The 21038-nt window shown below is 35.6% G+C and carries 15 protein-coding genes; 10 read left to right on the top strand and 5 right to left on the bottom strand.

What is annotated here, in order from left to right; genetic code table 11:
• Positions 1–32: 32 nt before the first annotated feature.
• From ABEB23_RS02580 to ABEB23_RS02560, 5 genes are read left to right on the top strand one after another with little or no spacing between them, the layout of a single operon-like run.
• Positions 33–875: an alpha/beta hydrolase gene (locus ABEB23_RS02580; protein WP_348810810.1), complete on the top strand. Its 843-nt coding sequence runs from the start codon at positions 33–35 to the stop codon at positions 873–875.
• A gap of 39 nt (positions 876–914) precedes the next feature.
• Positions 915–1925, top strand: a complete 1011-nt coding sequence (locus tag ABEB23_RS02575) for a dipeptide epimerase (RefSeq protein ID WP_348810809.1) — start codon at positions 915–917, stop codon at positions 1923–1925.
• Positions 1926–1931: 6 nt separating this feature from the next.
• Complete coding sequence (locus ABEB23_RS02570) at positions 1932–2963, top strand: aminotransferase class I/II-fold pyridoxal phosphate-dependent enzyme (protein ID WP_348810808.1); 1032 nt, start codon at positions 1932–1934, stop codon at positions 2961–2963.
• Positions 2964–3018: 55 nt separating this feature from the next.
• Complete coding sequence (locus ABEB23_RS02565) at positions 3019–3447, top strand: DUF1456 family protein (protein ID WP_348810807.1); 429 nt, start codon at positions 3019–3021, stop codon at positions 3445–3447.
• 4 nt (positions 3448–3451) lie between these two features.
• Entirely contained in the window at positions 3452–4111 is a 660-nt protein-coding gene (locus ABEB23_RS02560; protein WP_348810806.1) for an NAD(P)H-binding protein, read from the top strand.
• 65 nt (positions 4112–4176) lie between these two features.
• On the opposite strand, the gene ABEB23_RS02555 is transcribed toward ABEB23_RS02560, so the two are convergent.
• Both ABEB23_RS02555 and sucC read right to left on the bottom strand, forming a co-directional pair.
• Entirely contained in the window at positions 4177–5742 is a 1566-nt protein-coding gene (locus tag ABEB23_RS02555; RefSeq protein ID WP_348810805.1) for a protein adenylyltransferase SelO, read from the bottom strand.
• 219 nt (positions 5743–5961) lie between these two features.
• Positions 5962–7155, bottom strand: a complete 1194-nt coding sequence (sucC, locus tag ABEB23_RS02550; RefSeq protein ID WP_348810804.1) for an ADP-forming succinate--CoA ligase subunit beta — start codon at positions 7153–7155, stop codon at positions 5962–5964.
• A 405-nt stretch (positions 7156–7560) separates the two neighbouring features.
• Between sucC and gltB the strand changes: the two genes are divergently transcribed.
• From gltB to ABEB23_RS02530, 4 genes are all read left to right on the top strand, one after another.
• The gene (gene gltB / locus ABEB23_RS02545) at positions 7561–12075 is read left to right on the top strand and encodes a glutamate synthase large subunit (RefSeq protein WP_348810803.1); all 4515 of its coding nucleotides are present in this window, start codon (positions 7561–7563) and stop codon (positions 12073–12075) included.
• Between the two features lie 2 nt (positions 12076–12077).
• Positions 12078–13532, top strand: coding sequence for a glutamate synthase subunit beta (locus ABEB23_RS02540; RefSeq protein WP_348810802.1), 1455 nt, complete (start codon positions 12078–12080; stop codon positions 13530–13532).
• Between the two features lie 192 nt (positions 13533–13724).
• On the top strand, positions 13725–14945 hold the full coding sequence (gene lysA, locus ABEB23_RS02535; RefSeq protein WP_348810801.1) for a diaminopimelate decarboxylase: 1221 nt from the start codon (positions 13725–13727) through the stop codon (positions 14943–14945).
• A 156-nt stretch (positions 14946–15101) separates the two neighbouring features.
• Positions 15102–16517, top strand: a complete 1416-nt coding sequence (locus ABEB23_RS02530; protein WP_348810800.1) for an alkaline phosphatase — start codon at positions 15102–15104, stop codon at positions 16515–16517.
• An 87-nt stretch (positions 16518–16604) separates the two neighbouring features.
• Here ABEB23_RS02530 and ABEB23_RS02525 read toward each other — a convergent pair whose 3' ends face one another.
• The 3 genes from ABEB23_RS02525 to ABEB23_RS02515 all read right to left on the bottom strand — a co-directional run bounded on the left by ABEB23_RS02525 (position 16605) and on the right by ABEB23_RS02515 (position 20212).
• The gene (locus ABEB23_RS02525) at positions 16605–17564 is read right to left on the bottom strand and encodes a c-type cytochrome (RefSeq protein ID WP_348810799.1); all 960 of its coding nucleotides are present in this window, start codon (positions 17562–17564) and stop codon (positions 16605–16607) included.
• A gap of 264 nt (positions 17565–17828) precedes the next feature.
• On the bottom strand, positions 17829–19442 hold the full coding sequence (pafA, locus tag ABEB23_RS02520) for an alkaline phosphatase PafA (RefSeq protein WP_348810798.1): 1614 nt from the start codon (positions 19440–19442) through the stop codon (positions 17829–17831).
• A 107-nt stretch (positions 19443–19549) separates the two neighbouring features.
• On the bottom strand, positions 19550–20212 hold the full coding sequence (locus ABEB23_RS02515) for a TrmH family RNA methyltransferase (protein WP_348810797.1): 663 nt from the start codon (positions 20210–20212) through the stop codon (positions 19550–19552).
• A 67-nt stretch (positions 20213–20279) separates the two neighbouring features.
• Between ABEB23_RS02515 and ABEB23_RS02510 the strand changes: the two genes are divergently transcribed.
• Entirely contained in the window at positions 20280–20972 is a 693-nt protein-coding gene (locus ABEB23_RS02510; protein ID WP_348810796.1) for an SIR2 family NAD-dependent protein deacylase, read from the top strand.
• The last annotated feature ends 66 nt before the right edge of the window (positions 20973–21038 follow it).

The following is a 21038-nucleotide window of genomic DNA, read 5'->3' as shown; positions in this document are numbered from 1 at the left end:
ATTTTTATAGTTAAAACACAAAAAACTGCTTAATGATTCATCGAATATTTCCCATCCTACTATTCTTACTATCAGTAACAACCATCAAAGCACAGGAGCCTAATACAGAAGCCGGATCGACAAACCAAAGCACAGCTTCCAAACAGGTTTCCACTTTTAACATTGAAGCGCCGCAACTGCAAACCAATAAAAAAATATGGGTGTACTTACCCAAAAATTATTCCGCTTCAAAGAAGAGATTCTCAGTAATCTATATGCATGATGCCCAAAATTTATTTGATACCAAAACTTCATATGCCGGAGAATGGAATATCGACGAAAAGCTCGACAGCCTTAGTGCACAGGTTATTGTTATTGGTATCGAACATGGAAACGACAAACGGATTGATGAATTGACTCCTTATAAAAACGAAAAATATGGTGGTGGAAAAACAGACAGTTATCTGGAATTCATTGTTAAAACGCTAAAACCACATATTGACGCAACCTACAGAACTAAACCGGAGAAAAAACACACTCTCATTATGGGAAGCTCTTTGGGCGGTTTGACTTCCTTTTATGCAACTCTAAAGTATCCCGAAGTATTTGGAAAAGCCGGTGTTTTTTCGCCCGCTTTTTGGATTAACAGAAAGGAAATTTTTGAATTTACAGAAAAAACAAAAAAAACAAAAACCAAATATTATTTCCTTTGTGGAGATAAAGAAGGAGATGATGATTCTATGATTAGTGACCTCAATAAAATGGAACACCTAATCAATACGAAACGATGTTATTGCCTCAATTTGAATGAAAAGAAAATCGTAAAAGAAGGACACCATAACGAAAAATTATGGCGTGACGGTTTCGTCGATGCTGTTTTATGGTTGGGTTATTAAACCTTTTTTTATATTTTTAAGCGACAAACACAATCTATTATGGAACTGATTTTAAGAGAATACAACCTTAAATTAAAACATACGTTTACTATTTCAAGGGAATCTATCGATTTTCAACCTTCTTTAATTGTAGAGTTAAAAAGTGGTGATTTTTCAGGATTTGGTGAAGCAACTTCCAATCCCTATTACCATACCACCGTTCCCATGATGGTTCAGGACTTGAAAAAAAATCGTTCCTTAATTGAATCCAGCGATACCGAAACACCTGAAGCTTTTTGGGCTAAAATATATCCTTATTTAAAAGACGACATGTTTGCTTTATGTGCGGTAGATATGGCTTATAATGATTTGTATGCCCGCAAGAAAGGAAAGAAATTATACGATTTATGGGGTTACACGACCGAACGAAATCCAATGACTGATTATACAATCGGAATTGCATCTATAGATAAAATGGTTTCAAAAATGAAGGAATTGCCTTGGCCGATTTATAAAATAAAATTGGGTACGAAAGAAGACATCGCCATCGTAAGAGAACTTCGAAAACATACCGATGCCATATTTAGAATTGATGCCAACTGTGGCTGGGGCGTAGAAGAAACCATTAATAATGCTGTTGAATTGCAAAAACTGGGAGTTGAATTTTTGGAACAACCCATGAAAGCAGACAATTGGGAAGCCCATAAAGAAGTTTTCAAATACTCTGTTTTACCTATAATAGCCGACGAAAGTTGTATTGTTGAGGAAGACGTAGCCAAATGTCTTCATCATTTTCACGGGGTGAATGTAAAACTGGTAAAATGTGGCGGATTAACTCCAGGAAAACGAATGATTGAGGAAGCTAAGAAATTAGGATTAAAAACCATGGTCGGCTGTATGACCGAATCCTCAGTAGGAATTTCTGCCATTGCACATTTATTGCCCGTTTTGGATTATGTGGATATGGACGGTGCTTTATTGTTAGAGGAAGATATTGCTGTTGGAGTCACTATCAATTACGGAAAAGTCAGCTATTCTAAACTAAACGGTACAGGAGTAACTTTAATTTAATTTTAAATGAAAGTCAACCAATTCCCGGACAGAATAATTGAAATCGATCATGATAAGTATTTGTATTTTGGAGGAACCTCCTATTTAGGATTACCCACCAATCCGGACTTCCAACAACTACTCATCAAAAATATAGTACAATGGGGAACCGCCTATGGAAGCTCCAGAAATGCCAATATTCAACTGACCGCTTATGAAGAAGGGGAACACTTTTTAGCCAGGTATATCAATGCTGATGCTGCGCTGACTGTTTCCTCAGGAATGCTGGCAGGAAAATTAGTTATTGAAGCATTAATCCCTCAAACCGATTGTTTTTTTCATTTTCCGGAAGCTCATCCTGCTATCAAAGCGCCAAATAGTTTGCCTTTTTTTATTGGAAAGCAAGTACATCCAAGATTATTAGATTCTATATCTGAAAAAATCACGATTCTAACCGATGCCGTTCCTTCGCTACATATAGCACCAATTGATCTTTCCTTTCTGAATTCCATTCCGTCGCACAAAGAAATTACATTAATTATCGACGAATCTCATTCTCTTGGTATTCTGGGAGCCAATGGTTCTGGACTGTTTTCGACTATACATATGCCTCATATCAAAAGAAAAATTATGGTGGCATCTTTAGGAAAAGCTTTTGGATTGACAGGCGGAGTGATTGCCAGTGATTACTCCTTTCTCAATCAAATGAGAGAATTAGACACCTTTGTTTCCAGTGCCGGAATGAATGCTGCTTTTGTCCAAACCCTGAGCGATGCAGAAGAACTCTATTACACTCAGCATCAAAAACTGAAAGACAATCTTCAGTACATCGACCTTCATTTGGTTAAAAACAAAGCAGTTGCTTTCAATCCCGATTATCCCGTAATATACCCTGAGACAGAAGGAATAAATGAAATTTTCGAAGCAAATAAAATCATCGTAACCAATTTTAAATACCCGACCGACATTAAAAATTTAAATAGAATTGTAATTACTGCCAATCATACAAAAGAAGATCTGAACACTCTGATTAGCGTTCTGAACTCCTATCAATTCTAAATTTAAAATAGCAGTCTAATTGCTTTTTAAATGTACCTTTGTAAAAAATAAAAACATGACAAACAACGATATCTTCAAAAAATTACGTGTTGCCTTAATGCTACGTGACGATCAAATAGTTGAAATTTTAGAATTAGTTGATTTTAGAATTTCAAAATCTGAATTAGGTGCCTTTTTTCGTGACGAAAAGCATGAAAATTACATGGAATGCGGTGACCAGGTGTTGCGTAATTTCCTAAATGGTTTGGTAATTCACCTTCGCGGCACCAAAGAAAATCCGAAAAATCCAAAAGATGTTTTGGCTAAACATAAAGCAGAAATCCCAGTAAAAGAAGGATCTAAAGAAAAAACAGATTTTAAAGCGAAGCCAAAAACTGACTTTAAAAAGAAGCCTTCTTCAAATCCAAATGCGAGAAAACAAGCTCCAAAAGTACAAGTTGTTGAAAAAGTAAAATTCAATAACGGTAAAAACAAGAAGTCCTAAATAAATGAAAACGGCTTTACTTATAGGAAGTACGGGCTTAATCGGCTCTCAACTATTACAGCTTCTTTTAGAAAGTAAGGAGTATGAAAAGGTAATCACTTTCGTTAAAAGAGATACTGGAATCACCCATCCAAAATTAACACAGCATTGTATTGATTTTGACAAACCCGAAACCTATAAAGAATTAGTTATTGGCGATGATTTCTTTTGTACTATTGGCACAACTATAAATAAAGCCGGAACCAAAGAAGCCTTCAGAAGAGTAGACTTTGAATACCCCAAACAGTTTGCCGCTTCTGCTTTGCAAAATAAAGTCAAACAATTTCTGATTATCTCCTCACTTGGAGCCGATGCAACTTCTTCTAATTTCTATTTGAAAACCAAAGGAGAAATGGAAGATTTTCTTAAAAATTGTAATTTCGAAGGTGTTGCCGTATTACGACCATCTCTTCTTTTAGGAAACCGGACAGAATTCAGATTCGGAGAGAAAATAGGCGCCCTTTTTATGAAAACATTCTCCTTTCTATTGATTGGGAATTTAAAAAAATACAAAGCAATTGAAAGTAAAACAGTTGCTAAAGCACTTGTGACAATAGCGCAACAAAACAACAGGGGATTTACTGTTTACGAATCAGATAAAATTCAAGAAATTGGAAATCAATAAAAGAAAATCCTGAATGTCGAGTTCAGGATTTTTTGATTTTTATAAGTTTATTTAGCAAATCTAAATTAAGAGCTGCAACTTAACATAGAACAACCTACTTTATCTCTGGCCCAATCGGGTCTTTTGGCAAACCATTTTTGACTTTCGGCTTGTTCGTCGTAGGGCTTTTTAAGCAATTCAAACAATTCATTTAGTAACGAATAATCTCCTTTATCAGCAGCATCTATACTCAATTGCGCCATATAATTTCGCAATACATATTTGGGATTTACGGTATTCATCTGCTCTTTTCTTTCAGCATCCGAAAGCACCTCTAGATTGATTCGGTTATGATATTGCTCAAACCAGGCATACCATTTATTCAGAATAGCACCGCCAAGCTCTTTTTCATTGTAGAAAGCCTCTTTAATTGCATTCAAAGCATCGACAGCTGAATTCTCTTTTTGAACATTACTCAGATTTCTAAAGAAAATAGTCATATCGGTTTCAACCAATTGAAGCAGCTCGGTTAGACTTTCAATTAAAGCAGCATCTTCTTCCTTTATTATTTTGAAACCGAGTTTATTTCGCATCATATTCAAATACCTCTTTTCATAATCACTGCTAAAAGCGTTTAAGATAGTTTCTAACGGTTTGGCATCATTAATCAGAGGATATAAGGCGTTGGCCAATTGGTATAAATTCCACAAAGCGATTTGAGGTTGATTACCAAAACGGTATCTTTTATGTTCCCTGTCAGTTGTATTAGGAGTCCAATTGGGGTTATAATCGTCCAGCCATCCATATGGACCATAATCTATAGTAATCCCGTGAATAGACATATTATCGGTATTCATAACGCCGTGAACAAAACCTACCCGTTGCCAATGCACAATCATTTCGAGGGTCGTTTGAGTTACCGTCTGAAAAAAGGCCAGATATTTATCTACTCCTTCACTTTTTATTTCCGGAAAATGATGTTTAATAGTGTAATCTGTTAATAATTGCAGCGTAGCATGATCTTTTCGGGAAGCGAACAATTCAAAACTACCAAAACGGATAAATGAAGGCGCCACTCGGCAAACGATGGCTCCCTTTTCATAAGCAGGATTTCCATTATACAATATATCACGCAGTACCTGATCTCCTGAAAGCATTAGCGAAAGCGAACGAGTTGTGGGAACACCGAGATAATGCATCGCTTCGGCACACAAATGCTCTCGTATAGAAGAACGCAATACTGCAAAACCATCGGCTGTACGAGAATACGGTGTCGGTCCCGCACCCTTTAATTGCAATGTATAGGACTTTCCATCATGAACCACTTCGGTTAAATTGATGGCACGTCCATCTCCCAATTGACCCGCCCAATTTCCAAATTGATGCCCAGCATAACTCAAAGCATAAGGTTTTGTCCCCGGATAAATGGTATTCCCTGAAAAGGTATTTAAAAAATCAATCGAAAGAATATCTTCCTGAGACAATCCTATAAAATTAGCCACTTCCACTGAAGCATGGATCAAAGATGGATTGGAAGGTTTCTTTGGCGCTACATACGAAAAACAAGCTTGCTGTACCTGTCTCGGAGTATTGATTTCACTTGGGTCAGCAGGCAATTCGACAGTAAAATTATTTTGTATCTGAAGTTTCATTTGGTAACAGATTAAGATAAACCAGTACATTAACACTAGTAAAGTGTAAAGGTATTCTATAGATTACACATAATTAAATTATTATGATAAGTTTATATTATAATCAAAGTCGTTTTATTTATAAAAACCCAAAAAGAACATTTACCGTGCTAAAAAATATAAAGCAAAAAAAATCCTGAGCATTCACTCAGGATTTTTCAATATATAACTATTTTCTAATTAAGAAAGAGCCGCTTGTACTTGATCTGCAGCTTCTTGAAATTCAACAGCAGATAAAATTGGCATTCCTGAATTATCGATTAATTCTTTTGCAATAGCTGCATTAGTACCTTGTAAACGAACAATGATTGGCACTTTTATAGCATCACCCATATTTTTGTAAGCATCAACAACTCCTTGTGCCACACGGTCACAACGAACGATACCTCCAAAAATATTAATCAAAATTGCTTTTACGTTTTGATCTTTTAAGATAATACGGAAAGCAGTTTCAACACGTTTTGCATCAGCAGTTCCACCTACGTCAAGGAAGTTTGCAGGTTCAAAACCAGCGTACTTAATTAAATCCATAGTTGCCATCGCTAGACCTGCACCATTTACCATACATCCTACAGTACCGTCAAGATCTACATAGTTCAAACCTACTTCTTTCGCTTCTACTTCGATTGGATTTTCCTCACGAATGTCACGCATATCAGCATAAGTCTTTTGTCTGTACAAAGCATTATCATCGATATTAACTTTAGCATCTACAGCTAAAATTTTATTATCAGATGTTTTCAAAACAGGGTTGATTTCAAACATTGATGCATCAGAACCAATATACGCATTGTACAAAGCAGTAATGAATTGTGTCATTTCTTTGAAAGCATTTCCAGAAACACCTAAGTTAAAAGCAATTCTTCTTGCTTGAAAACCTTGCAATCCAACAGCTGGATCGATTTCTTCTGTAAAGATTAAGTGAGGAGTGTGCTCAGCAACTTCTTCAATATCCATTCCACCTTCAGTAGAATACATAATCATGTTACGACCTGTAGCTCTATTCAACAATACAGAAACATAAAACTCTGAAGTTTCACTTTCACCTGGATAATATACATCTTCAGCTATTAAAACTTTGTGTACTTTTTTACCTTCAGCCGAAGTTTGTGGTGTGATCAATTGCATTCCAATAATTTGTTCTGCAATTTCTTCAACTTGTTGTAAATTTTTGGCCAATTTTACTCCGCCTCCTTTTCCACGTCCACCTGCATGAACTTGGGCTTTAACAACATACCAACTTGTACCTGTTTCGGTAGTTAATTGTTTTGCAGCAGCAACCGCTTCTACTGGACTGTTAGCCACAATTCCGCGTTGAATGCGAACTCCGTAGCTAGCTAGAATCTCTTTTCCTTGATATTCGTGTATGTTCATAATATAGAATTTGTCTGGATTCTGAATTTATTTCAGAATAAAAGTGGCACAAAAATAGCAAAATTAAACATAACTGTTATTTTTTTTTTACATATTATTAAGGTCTCATTTTGTTTGATTAAAACCTGTAATAAACAAGGCTTGGATTTAAAAATTTAAAAAATAGCGACTAATTTGTTACAAATATAAAATCGAGTTTAAAATTGACTTTTTTTGTTAAAAATCACAACTTTTAATGCCTTTTTAAGTTTCGCCATTATTGAAATGTCAATTCCTCTGTCTTAAAATAATAATATTATCATTAATCAAACCTTTTTCTACTATTATTGCAAAAATAAGCCTGAAACCTCATTTCTATTCGTTATATGTCATGAAATCTTTAATTTTGTAAAAAAAATATCAAGCATGAAAGTTAAAGAACAAGGCCTTTATTTGCCTGAATTTGAACACGACAACTGTGGCGCAGGATTTATTTGTAATTTGAATGGAATTAAGTCTAATGACATTATCCATAAAGCACTCGATATCTTAATAAAATTAGAGCACCGTGGTGCTGTGAGTGCCGATGGAAGAACTGGAGATGGAGCAGGAATTTTGTTTGACATTCCTCATGATTTTTTTAAGAAAGTATGTGATTTTGAAATTCCTGAAACCAGGGAATATGCAGTAGGAATGGTTTTTATGCCAAAGAGCAAAAATCAAGTTGCTTTTTGTAAAACGACTTTTGAAACTACTATCAAAGAACAAAATTTAAAAATTTTAGGATGGAGAGATGTCCCTGTGGATGTTTCAAATCTAGGACAAATTGCGGCCGAAAAAGAACCAACCGTAAAACAAGTTTTTGTTTCCAAAAACGGATTAGACCTGACAGAACAACAATTTAACGCTAAATTGTTTGCTGCCAGAAAAATAGCAGAACACACAATCAGAAATTCAAGAACTTCTGAAAGTCACATGTTCTATTTTTCAAGTTTATCTACTACTACTATTATTTATAAAGGTTTGTTAATGCCGGAAGACATTAGCAGATACTATACTGACTTATTGGATGATGACTTGGTGACCAGACTAGCTTTAGTACACCAACGTTTCTCAACTAATACTTTCCCTTCATGGGAATTGGCACAACCATTTAGATACATGTGTCACAATGGAGAGATTAATACTCTTCGTGGAAACATCAGCAGAATGCGTGCTCGTGAAGAGCTAATGAAAAGCGATGTTTTTGGTGATGACATCAAAAAATTATTCCCTATTATATTAGAAGGAAAATCAGATTCAGCTTCTATGGATATGGTAGTCGAGTTATTATTGATGACTGGACGTTCTTTACCGGAAGCGATGATGATGGTGGTTCCTGAAGCTTGGGAAAAACACCAAACCATGTCTGAGGACAAAAAAGCGTTTTATGAGTACAACTCTTGTATTATGGAACCTTGGGATGGTCCTGCTTCTATTCCGTTTACTGACGGTAATGTAATTGGAGCTTTATTAGATAGAAATGGATTACGTCCTTCTCGTTATACATTAACAAAAAGTGGTTTCGTAATTATGTCATCTGAAATTGGTGTTCTTGACATCAATCCGGAAGATGTAGTACAACACGGAAGATTAGAACCGGGAAAAATGTTCCTTGTGGACATGAATGAAGGTCGTATCATTGAAGATGATGAAGTAAAAAATGCAATCGTTACCAAACGTCCTTACAAAAAATGGTTAGACGAGAACTTGTTGCAATTGGCAAAAATTCCTTATACGAACAATCCAATTCCAACTGAGACTATCGATTTCTCAACCAGACAACGTTTGTTCGGTTATACTATCGAGGATTTAAAAACAATCATTAACCCAATGGGAGCACAAGGTGCAGAAGCCATTAGTTCTATGGGTAATGATACTCCTTTGGCAGTTTTATCAGAGCAACCGCAATTGTTGTACAACTATTTCAAACAATTATTCGCTCAAGTTACCAATCCTCCTTTGGATGGTATTCGTGAAGAAATCATTACTGATATCAGTTTAGCAATCGGAGGCGATTTCAATATTTTTGATATCGAACCAAAACAATGTAAAAAATTAAAAATCCAAAATCCGGTTATCTCTAACGAGGATTTAGATAAAATAAGAAACATTGATCACGTAGATTTTAAATCAGTAACTATTTCTACTTTATATAAAATAGAAAAAGGGGTAAATGGTTTAGAACGTTCTTTAGAGAAATGCGTTCAGGCTACTTTCAAAGCTGTATCTGAAGGATGCAACATCGTTATTCTTTCTGATAGAGGTGTAACGGAGAAATTAGCTCCAATTCCTATGTTATTGGCTTGTTCTTACATACACCATTCCCTTAACATTTTAGGAGTGCGTTCAAAATTCGGTATCATCATCGAATCAGCTGAACCTCGTGAACCACACCATTTCGCCTTATTATTTGGATACGGTGCCAGTGCGATAAACCCTTACATGGTAAATGAAATTATTCATGACCAAGTAAATGAAGGTTTTATTACAGGTGTAAAAGCAGATTATGCAATTACCAATTACAATAAAGCGATTGCAAAAGGTATTCTTAAAATCATGAACAAAATTGGTATCTCTACTTTACATTCGTATAGAGCGGCACAAATTTTTGAGATTTTAGGTTTAAATAAAACATTCACTTCTAAATATTTCCCATACACTCCTTCAAGAATAGAAGGAATTGGTTTGATGGAAGTTGAAAAAGAAGTTAAGAAAAGACACCAAAAGGCGTTCCCTAATTCAAAAATCGCAAACTTATTGCCTTTAGAAATTGGAGGAATCTACAGATGGAGAAGATCTGGTGAAAAACACATGTTTAACCCAACTACAATTGCAAAATTACAACAAGCGGTTCGTTTAAACAGTCCAGAAAGCTATAAGGAATATTCTGATATGGTTAACAATCAGAGCGAAAACCTAATGACTATCAGAGGGTTATTTGAATTCAATAATTTAGATCCGATTTCTATTGACGAAGTAGAGCCTTGGACAGAAATTGTAAAAAAATTCAAAACTGGTGCGATGTCTTATGGATCTATCAGTCAGGAAGCCCATGAGAATTTGGCTATTGCCATGAACAGAATTGGTGGAAAAAGTAACTCTGGAGAAGGTGGAGAAGATTCAAGACGTTTCCAAAAAGAGCTTAACGGAGATTCCAGAAACAGTGCTATCAAACAAGTGGCGTCAGGAAGATTTGGTGTTTCTATCAATTATTTGACTAATGCCAAAGAGATTCAAATCAAAATGGCTCAAGGTGCTAAACCTGGAGAAGGTGGACAATTACCCGGAGAAAAAGTAGTGCCTTGGATTGCTGCAACAAGAAATTCAACTCCTTACGTTGGACTTATATCTCCTCCTCCACACCACGACATTTATTCTATTGAGGATTTATCACAATTGATCTTTGATTTAAAAAATGCCAACCGTGAGGCCCGTGTTAACGTTAAATTGGTTTCTGAGGTAGGTGTTGGAACAATTGCTGCCGGTGTTGCCAAAGCAAAAGCTGACGTAATCTTGATTTCAGGATATGATGGAGGAACTGGTGCTGCACCATTAACTTCACTACAACATACAGGTATTCCATGGGAACTTGGACTTGCTGAAGCACAACAGACATTAATATTAAATGATCTAAGAAGCCGTGTAGTATTAGAATGTGACGGACAATTGAAAACAGGACGTGACGTAGCTATCGCTGCTTTACTTGGAGCCGAAGAATTTGGTTTTGCCACTGCTCCTTTGGTAGCTTCCGGTTGTATCATGATGAGAGCTTGTCACTTGAATACTTGTCCAGTTGGTATTGCTACACAAGATCCAGAATTGAGAAAAAATTTCAAAGGAACACCAGAGCACGTAATCAACTTTATGTATTTCATTGCTGAAGAGTTGAGACAAATTATGGCACAATTAGGATTCAGAACGCTTAAAGAAATGGTAGGACAGTCACAAAAACTGAATGTCAATAAAGCTATCAAGCATTATAAAGCAAATGGCTTAGATTTATCTTCTATTCTTTATAAACCAGAAAAAGCTAAAACAGTTCCAAATCATAATACAACTACACAAGATCACGCATTAGAGCATGTACTTGACTTTGATATTATAAAAGCGGCTATTCCTTCTATTTATAGAAAAGAAAAAACAAGAGTTACTTTTAATATCAAAAACACAGACCGTTCAGTTGGTGCGATTTTGAGTAATGAGATTTCAAAAATATACGGTGCTCAAGGTTTACCTGAAGATACCATATTAGTTGACTTTACAGGTTCTGCAGGACAAAGTTTTGGTGCATTTGCTACCAATGGATTGTCTTTCAAAATTCATGGAAACTGTAATGACTATTTAGGAAAAGGTCTTTCCGGAGGAAAATTAATTATCAAAGTACCTCCTACTGCTACATTCAAACCTGAAGAGAATATCATCATTGGTAACGTTGCCCTTTACGGAGCAATCACCGGTGAAGCGTATATCAACGGTATGGCTGGAGAACGTTTTTGTGTGAGAAATTCTGGAGCAACTGCTGTTGTTGAAGGAATTGGAGATCACGGATGTGAGTATATGACTGGTGGTACTGTAGTCGTTTTGGGTAAAACAGGAAGAAATTTCGCAGCTGGTATGAGCGGTGGTATTGCTTATGTTTATGATCCAAATAATAAATTTGACGCTACAGTATGTAACATGGAAATGGTTGCTTTTGAACCAACAGAAGATGAAGACATAATCAAATTGAAACACTTGATTAAAAATCACTCTATGTACACTAACAGTCCATTGGCAAAAAGAATTTTGGGAGATTGGGAAAATCAACAAAAACACTTTATCAAAGTGATGCCAACAGATTACAAGAAAGCATTACAAAGATTAGCAGAAGAAAAACAAATAGAAGCACTAATAGCATAGTTATGGGTAAGATAGGCGGATTTAAAGAATATAATAGAGCTGACGAAAGTAATATAGCTGTTGCAGAACGTATATCAAATTATAATGAGTTTACGATTCCGTTAGCAAAAGATAAAATAAAAGAACAAGGTTCAAGATGCATGGATTGTGGAATTCCTTTTTGCCACAGTGCCTGTCCGTTAGGAAATTTAATTCCTGACTTTAATGACATGGTACATCAAGAAGAATGGGAAAGTGCTTTGGCAATTTTACAATCAACAAATAATTTCCCAGAGTTTACAGGTAGATTATGCCCTGCTCCATGTGAAAAATCATGTGTGTTAGGTATTATTAAAGAACCTGTAGCGATCGAAAATATTGAAAAAAGTATTATCGAAAGAGGTTTTGCTGAAGGTTGGATTAAACCTCAAACTCCAGAAACAAGAACTGGTAAAACAGTAGCTGTCATAGGTTCAGGCCCTGCTGGTTTAGCGGCTGCACAACAATTAAACCGTGCAGGACACACTGTTACTGTTTTTGAAAGAGACAATGCGATCGGTGGATTACTTCGTTATGGAATTCCAAACTTTAAATTAGAGAAAGGAATTATCGACAGACGAGTAGCTATTTTAGAAGCAGAAGGAATTGTTTTCAAAACTAACGTAAATGTTGGGGTGAATTATAGTGTTGAAGAATTGAATGCTTTTGATTCTATCGTTCTATGTGGAGGAGCTACAGAAAGAAGAGGTTTACCAACAAAAGGTGCTGATAGCAAAGGTGTTGTTCAAGCCATGGATTTCTTAACGCAACAAACAAAAGTTTTATACGGAGAAAAAATTGAGAATCAAGTTAAAGCAACTGGTAAAGATGTAATCGTTATTGGTGGTGGAGATACAGGTTCTGACTGTGTGGGAACTTCAAACAGACATGGTGCTAAATCTGTTACTAACTTTGAGATTATGCCAAAACCTCCGGTAGGAAGAAGTGAAAGTACTCCTTGGCCATTTTGGCCGTTGCAACTTAAAACTTCTTCTTCACACGAAGAAGGTTGTAACAGAAACTGGTTAATCAATACCAAAGAATTCATTAGTAATGAAAAAGGGGAATTGACAGGTTTGAAAACCGTTGAAGTAGAATGGAAAATGACTCCTGGCCAAAGACCTGAACTAATTGAAAAAGAAGGTAGTGAAAAAATATGGCCTTGTGACTTAGCATTACTGGCACTTGGTTTTACAGGTCCTGAAAAAACTTTGAGCGAGCAATTAGGATTAGAAGTTGATATGAGAAGCAATTATAAAGCAACTAATTATCAAACTAATGTGCCCCATATTTTTACAGCCGGCGATATGAGAAGAGGACAATCGTTAATCGTTTGGGCTATCTCTGAAGGTCGTGAAGCGGCAAGAGAAGTAGATTTATTCTTAATGGGTTGCACCAACTTGCCAACAAAAGGCAATGGTGATTTACCAAGTTTATAATAAAAATGATTTTTCAGAAATCCCTTGATAAAAATAATTATCAAGGGATTTCTTTTTAAAACCTGTTATAAAAACGCCAACAACAATGACAATTGTTTATATTATAACAATTTGTTATAATTTGTTATAATCTGTGTATTAATTTGTTTGTATTGATAAAGAATAATAAATTTGCTCAAAAATAGAATCAAAATGCAAGGAAAAGACTTATTACAGTTAGCAGAACAATTTGGTACGCCCATATATGTTTATGATGCAGAGAAAATACAATCTCAATACAACAGATTAACAAAAGCATTCTCTAAGGTTGATAAGTTGCGTATCAATTATGCTATGAAAGCCTTGTCTAATGTGGCCATACTTAAATTATTAAAAGAAATGGGATCTGGATTGGATACCGTTTCTATTCAGGAAGTATTATTAGGTCTTCATGCTGGATATGAACCTGATAAAATATTTTATACTCCCAATGGAGTTTCCCTTGAAGAGATTGAAGAAGTTGCCGCAATGGGTGTTCAAATCAATATTGATAATCTGTCGATTTTAGAACAATTTGGAACTAAATACCCAAATGTACCTGTTTGCATCCGTATCAATCCTCACGTAATGGCTGGTGGAAATGCCAATATTTCAGTAGGACATATCGATAGTAAATTTGGTATCTCTGTACATCAATTACCCCATTTGGTTCGTATTGTCGAAAATACTCATATGAATATTGTTGGTATTCACATGCATACCGGTTCAGACATATTAGATATTGAAGTGTTTTTATATGCTGCCGAAATATTATTTGATGCCGCGAGAAATTTCAAAAATCTTGAATTTTTGGACTTCGGAAGTGGTTTTAAAGTTCCTTACAAAAAAGATGATATCGAAACGGATATTGAAGAACTAGGAAAAAAATTATCAAAAAGATTCAACTCTTTCTGTGCTGAATATGGTAAAGATTTGACTTTAATTTTTGAACCAGGAAAATTTTTAGTGAGTGAAGCCGGTTTCTTTTTGGCAAAAGTGAATGTAGTAAAACAAACTACTTCTACTGTATTTGCAGGAATAGACAGTGGATTTAACCATTTGATCCGACCAATGTTTTATGGTTCACAACACTATATCGAGAACATTTCTCACCCAAAAGGAAAAGAGCGTTTCTATTCTGTAGTAGGATACATTTGCGAAACGGATACTTTTGCCAACAACAGAAAAATTGCCGAAATAAAAGAAGGTGATATTTTATGTTTTAGAAATGCAGGTGCGTATTGTTTCTCAATGTCTTCAAATTATAATTCCAGATACAAACCAGCTGAAGTATTATGGATACATGGCGAAGGACATTTAATCCGAGCGCATGAAACCTTTGAAGATTTGTTAAGAAATCAGATTCCTTTGCCTGAAACAGTGGCAACAGTTTAAAATATAAATCCCGTCTATAAAATTAGACGGGATTTTTTTTTACAAAACCCCAGTTAAGTGTACACTTCTTCTTTTTTATGAAAAATTAAACAGTCCTTAACACCTACAATGCCTCAGTTTATTTACTTTTGGAATTCCTACAAAAATTAACATTCAATGGATAGACGGAAATTTTTCAGAAACGGTTCTTTATTCGCTCTTGGAGCGTCTTTATTAAATCCTTTTGAAGGTAATAGTGCTGAACTGGATTTTGATACTATAAAAAAGAATAAAAAAGCTAAAAATATTATCGTAATAGTCAGTGACGGGATGAGCATTGGTACCTTAAACATGACTGATATTTATTTGAACCGAAAAACAGGAAAAGGCAGTAATTGGCTTCAACTGTACAAAGACAAAAAAGTCAGTCGTGCCATGATGGATATGGCTTCCGCCTCCTCAATAGTAACCGATTCCGCTGCAGCAAGCTCCTCTTGGGGAGGTGGTTTCCGTGTTAAAAATGGCTCGTTAAATATTGGTGTAAACGGTGAAGAATACCTTCCTATTTGGCAAAAATTTAAAAAAGCAGGAAAAATGGCAGGCTGTGTAACTACAGTTCCGATTACCCATGCCACTCCAGCAGGTTTTTGCATTGCTTCCAAAAGTAGAAACAGTCAGGAAAGTATTGCTGAAATGTATTTGGACCTAAAATTTGATATCATGATGGGAGGAGGAAATAATTATTTCTCAGCCGAAAGCCGAAAAGACAAACGAGACATGTACCAAGAATTTACTACAAAAGGATTTACTGTAGTAAAAAATAAAAGCGAAATGTTAGCCTGTGATAACAATAAACCTATACTGGGTGTATTTCACAACGACGGTCTTCCCTATTCTAAGGACAGAGAAAGCAGTAAGGAATTAACCGAATCAATTCCGACATTGGCAGAAATGACAGAGCGCGCCATCGCTAAAATGAAAAATCATCCTAATGGCTTCGTACTTCAGGTTGAAGCGGGAAAAGTTGATTGGGCTGCGCATGGAAATGATATTACCGGTTTAATTTATGATCAGGCCGCACATGACGAAGCTGTAAAAGTAGCGATTGATTTTGCCGAAAAAGACAAGAATACCTTGGTTATTATAACTACTGATCATGGTAACGCCAATCCAGGAATAATATACGGAAAGGACGCCAACGATAATTTTGATACCATTCAAAATTACAAGCAAACCAATGACTGGATTTTAAACGGAATGGGAAAAGAAACTTCTGTCGCTCAAGCAATAGAAAGAATTGAATATGCCACTAAAACTGTCTTCAAAGAAGAGGAAGCCAAAGAAATTTTGAATTATTATTCGAATATTAAAATGGAAGACGGATTGTACAACCCAAAACATTTGCCTTTCAAGATGCTGGCAGATTTGCAAAAGAAACACAATTCTGTAGGATGGATTAGTATGGATCATTCTGCTGATTACACAGAACTAGCGATGTACGGTCCCGGAAGTGATTTATTGAGTCCGTTTATCAAAAATACCGACTTACATTATCTGATGCTGGAGGCCGCTGAAGTAGAAAATAAATTTTAGATCAAAAGGCTGAAAGCAGTTCTGAAAAACAAAAAAACTCCTGTCTTATACTATCTGACAGGAGTTTTTTTTATAATACGTTTGTCTTTAAAACTTCACAACATTATTTTTAATAGGTTTAACCGTTTTCAAATAAGCAAAAATAGCTTTCAAATCCTCTGCGTTCATCTTGCTGTACATTGTCCAGGGCATCGTTGTATTAAAATTCCCTTTCCCAACTGTATTAGGAACATAGGAACTATCGGCATACACTTTAAAACGTTCAACAAAGTCCTTTTCTGTCCATTTCCCAATTCCGGTTTCACGATCTTGTGTAATATTAGCAGACCGGGCAATTCCTCCTGTTGGCATTCTAAATTCGAAGCCACCTGCTAATTCCATTCCTGCAATTGGTTTCCCTTTTTCCTGTTTTGAATGACACTCTGAACAAGAAGCAGCATTAAATAAATAGGCCCCATACGCTACTGTATCACTTTTACTAGGTATTTTGGAAAATTCTGCCTTTTGAGGAATGGTATTGATAATAAAATTCATCGGGAAATCAGGTTTTGAATCAGAAACTATGTTTTCAATAGGCTTTAAAGATCGCAAATAGACGATAATCGAATATACATCTTCCCTGTCCATTTTTCCAAAATGAGCGTGAGGCATTACGGGAAACAAAGCCTTTCCGTCCCTGTTCACACCACTGGTAATGGCACGTAATACTTCGCCATCTGTCCAATTACCAATTCCTGCAGGAGTAATATTTTTGGAATAAAAAGTGCCTGGAAAACCAAATTTCTGATCAAAAACTTCTCCTCCTTTACCAAGAGTTCCATCCACTAAAGGTCCTGAAAATTTATTCCAGTCTCGTGTAGAATGGCAGTCCATACAAACAGAAACACTGGTTGCCAAATATTTTCCTCTTTCAAGGCGTTTCGCAGTGGGTTCAATTTTAATTTCTTCAGGTTTACCAACATTTGGCAATGCCAATTTTACATAAAGCAATACCGCAACAAGTCCGACAATCAGAAGCACCAGCACTTTTTTTAGGATGTTTTTCATTTGCAAGGTTTTTTAGGTTTAGCTAATTATTTAAATTTCTCAACACTCTTTCTAATTTCTTTTTGAATCATCCGAATTGCAATTCTAATTCTAAATTAATGATTATTTTATATTAACCCAAAAAATCGGAATAAAAATAAATTTAAAAACATTGAATATCAACAAATTAAACAAAACTAAAAAATATTTTATTTCAAACACCAAATAAAAAATCCCATTCTGTTCTTCAACAAAATGGGATTATTTCAAACTTTAAGTTAACTTCTATTTATCTAAAAGTGTCTCTAGTACTTCGGATTCTGTTCCATTCGAAAATGGAATTTTTAACAGTTGGGAAAGTGTAGGTGCAATCTGTGTAATGTATTTTTTGGCATGCAGCTCACCTTTTGGCACTTGCCATCCATAAAAAAGTAAAGGTACGTGGGTATCATAACTGTTAGGAGTTCCATGCGTAGTTCCCGTGGCATGATACTCCATGTAACCAGCCTTATCCAAGACAACGATATCACCATTTTGTTTAGGATCATATCCTTTTGCTATAAAACTTAGAAAATAATCATCTCCTGAGGATGCCAAAATTTCTTCTTCGGTGTAAACTCGTTTCACTTGTTCCTGAGTCATCAAAAAATCTTTGAAACCCTGTTTCACTTTACCCAATTCTAATCCTTTCTCTTTCAAAAGTGTTTTATTGAAAAAAAGATTAAAATTAGAATAATCCAAGACCAAATCAGCCCCAAAGGCTTCAGTAGAATACTTCCTCAAAGCATCCACAATATCTTTTGAAGGGATATTTTTCACATTGTATTTATTGTCTTTCAAATAGTTTGGATTCTCTGCTCCTGCATGGTCAGCTGTCAGAAAAAGTAAATAATTATCCTTACCAACCGTTTTGTCCAAATAGCCCAACAAATTAGCTAAGGTTTGGTCCAGACGTAAATAGGTGTCCTGCAACTCCATAGAACGAGGACCAAAAGTGTGTCCAATATAATCTGTTGAAGAAAAACTAACCGCAAGAAAATCGGTAATATCATCTTTTCCTAATGCTTCTTTTTCTATTGCTCTTATCGCTAAATCAGCCAAAAGATCATTTCCGAAAGGAGTCGTTCTCAATACATCACCGCCTTTTTCTTTATAGATTTTACTCAAATCATACGGAAATACAGGACCTGTTGTTTTGTCTATCTTACCTTCGTAGGGATTATCATCCGGAAGACTTTCGTTATAAGTAGCTAAAGGCTTCAATAAATCCCAACCTTTATTGATGTAGTCCATGTGTTTTTTCTCCTGATTGAATTGTGTTACCCAATCCGGTAATGCTGCACCATAAAAAGTGCTCGAAATAAAAGCTCCTGTTTTACTGTACCAAAATGCCCAATTGGCAAAATGACCTGCCGGTAAAATAGCTCCACGGTCTTTGATACTCATCCCAATCACTTTCCCTTTAAAATTGGTTGCCATTCGCAACTCATCAGTAATAGTGGTCGTTAATAAATTCTTAGGAGACATCGCGCCTTCTTTGTCTGTACCGTCACCAAGTGTTTTTACAGAAGCATCGTCCGTACAATACATGTCTTTTCCTATTTCTTTATTAAACCAATCATTACCAACAATTCCGTGAGTAGAAGGAGTGGTACCAGTATAAATAGAGGCATGCCCTGGCGCAGTGTAAGTCGGTACATAATTGTAATGCATATTATGGAAAGTGTACCCGTTATTCATTATTCTTTTAAACCCATTGGGAGTGAAATCATCTGAGAAACGATACAGATATTCCATCTTCATTTGGTCTACCACAATTCCGACCACAAGTTTTGGTCGTTGTTGCGCCTGAAGATTGATAGCTACACTCAAAACAAAAAACAAAATTATTTTTTTCATAAGATACTTTTATAACAGACAAAAATACAGATTAAACTTCGGAAATAGCGCTAAAAAAACCAATCCAAATAAGAGTTGACTTTAAAAAAAATAGCCCTTACACTCAATTATTTACTATTTTCTAAATAATACCTAGCTTCAATTCTTTTGATATCGTTAATTGAATTTTTAGCCCAAGCCAGTCGTTTTATCAAAATTTCTTCTTCGGATAAATGCCAATCAACATCTGAATTTCGCAGTCGATTCGTCAGATTTTGAATGATGATGGCTGCCGAAACAGAAATATTCAGGCTTTCGGTAAAACCTACCATTGGAATTTTTAAGAAACCATCGGCTTTTTGTAAAATTTCTTCTGATAATCCGTCACGTTCCGTTCCAAAAAATAAAGCACTTGGTTTCGAAATATCAAAATCATCCAAAAGACAATCATTTTCGTGGGGTGTGGTAGCAATAATTTGATAGCCTTTATTTTTCAAGGTATCCACACAATTAGTCACATTGTCAAATTTGTTAATATCAACCCATTTTTGTGCTCCCATTGCAATTTCCTTGTCGATACTCTTCCCATATCGTTGCTCAATTACATTCAATTCCTGAATCCCAAAAACCTCGCAACTACGCATTACTGCACTTGTATTGTGCATCTGAAAAACATCTTCAACAGCTATTGTAAAATGGTTGGTTCTGTTTTGCAATACTTTCAGGAATTTCTCTTTTCTGTTTTCGGTTAGGATATTTTCGAGAAAATTAAGGTAATCGATATCGATCATTGTAGTTTATTTTTTTGGCAAAAATACTAAAAAAGAGTAGTTTTATATACTAATGAATTTTACACCAATGAAAAAGAAACTAGTGATTTTGACCGGTGCCGGAATTAGCGCCGAAAGCGGTATAAAAACCTTCCGGGATAGCGACGGACTTTGGGAAGGCCATAATGTTATGGATGTTGCAACTCCTGAAGGCTGGCGTAAAAATCCTAAACTGGTTCTTGATTTTTATAATCAGAGACGAAAACAACTGAAAGAAGTGCAGCCCAATCTGGGACATCAGATTTTGGCCGAATTAGAAAATGATTTTGATGTTTTCATCATCACTCAAAATGTTGATGATTTGCATGAGCGTGCCGGAAGCACAAACGTATTGCACTTGCATGGCGAATTATTGAAAGTACGAAGCAGTACAGACCTCAATTATATTTTGGACTGGCAAGAGGATTTGAATTTTGGTGATTTAGATACTAGAGGAACGCAGCTTCGCCCCCATATCGTTTGGTTTGGTGAAGAAGTCCCTGCGCTTGAAGAAGCAGTTGAGATTACTCAAAGTGCCGATTATTTTGCGGTTATAGGCACTTCGTTGCAAGTGTACCCGGCAGCAGGATTAATCGATTTTACTAAACCACAAATACCCATTTTTTATATTGATCCCAAACCTGTTAAGATTCCAAATTTGAGAAATCCTTTAGAAGTTATTCCAGAAGTAGCGTCTGAAGGAATGAAAATACTAAAAAAGAAACTTATCCCACTTATTTAAAAAGTAATCCTTTTCTAAATTGTTTCTAAAGGTTTATATTTGTGCCTTTCGAACAAACAACACGAC

The sequence above is a fragment of the Flavobacterium maritimum genome, assembly GCF_040049085.1.
Taxonomy (GTDB): Bacteria; Bacteroidota; Bacteroidia; order Flavobacteriales; family Flavobacteriaceae; genus Flavobacterium; species Flavobacterium maritimum.
This window is presented reverse-complemented; position numbering and strand designations above follow the sequence as displayed.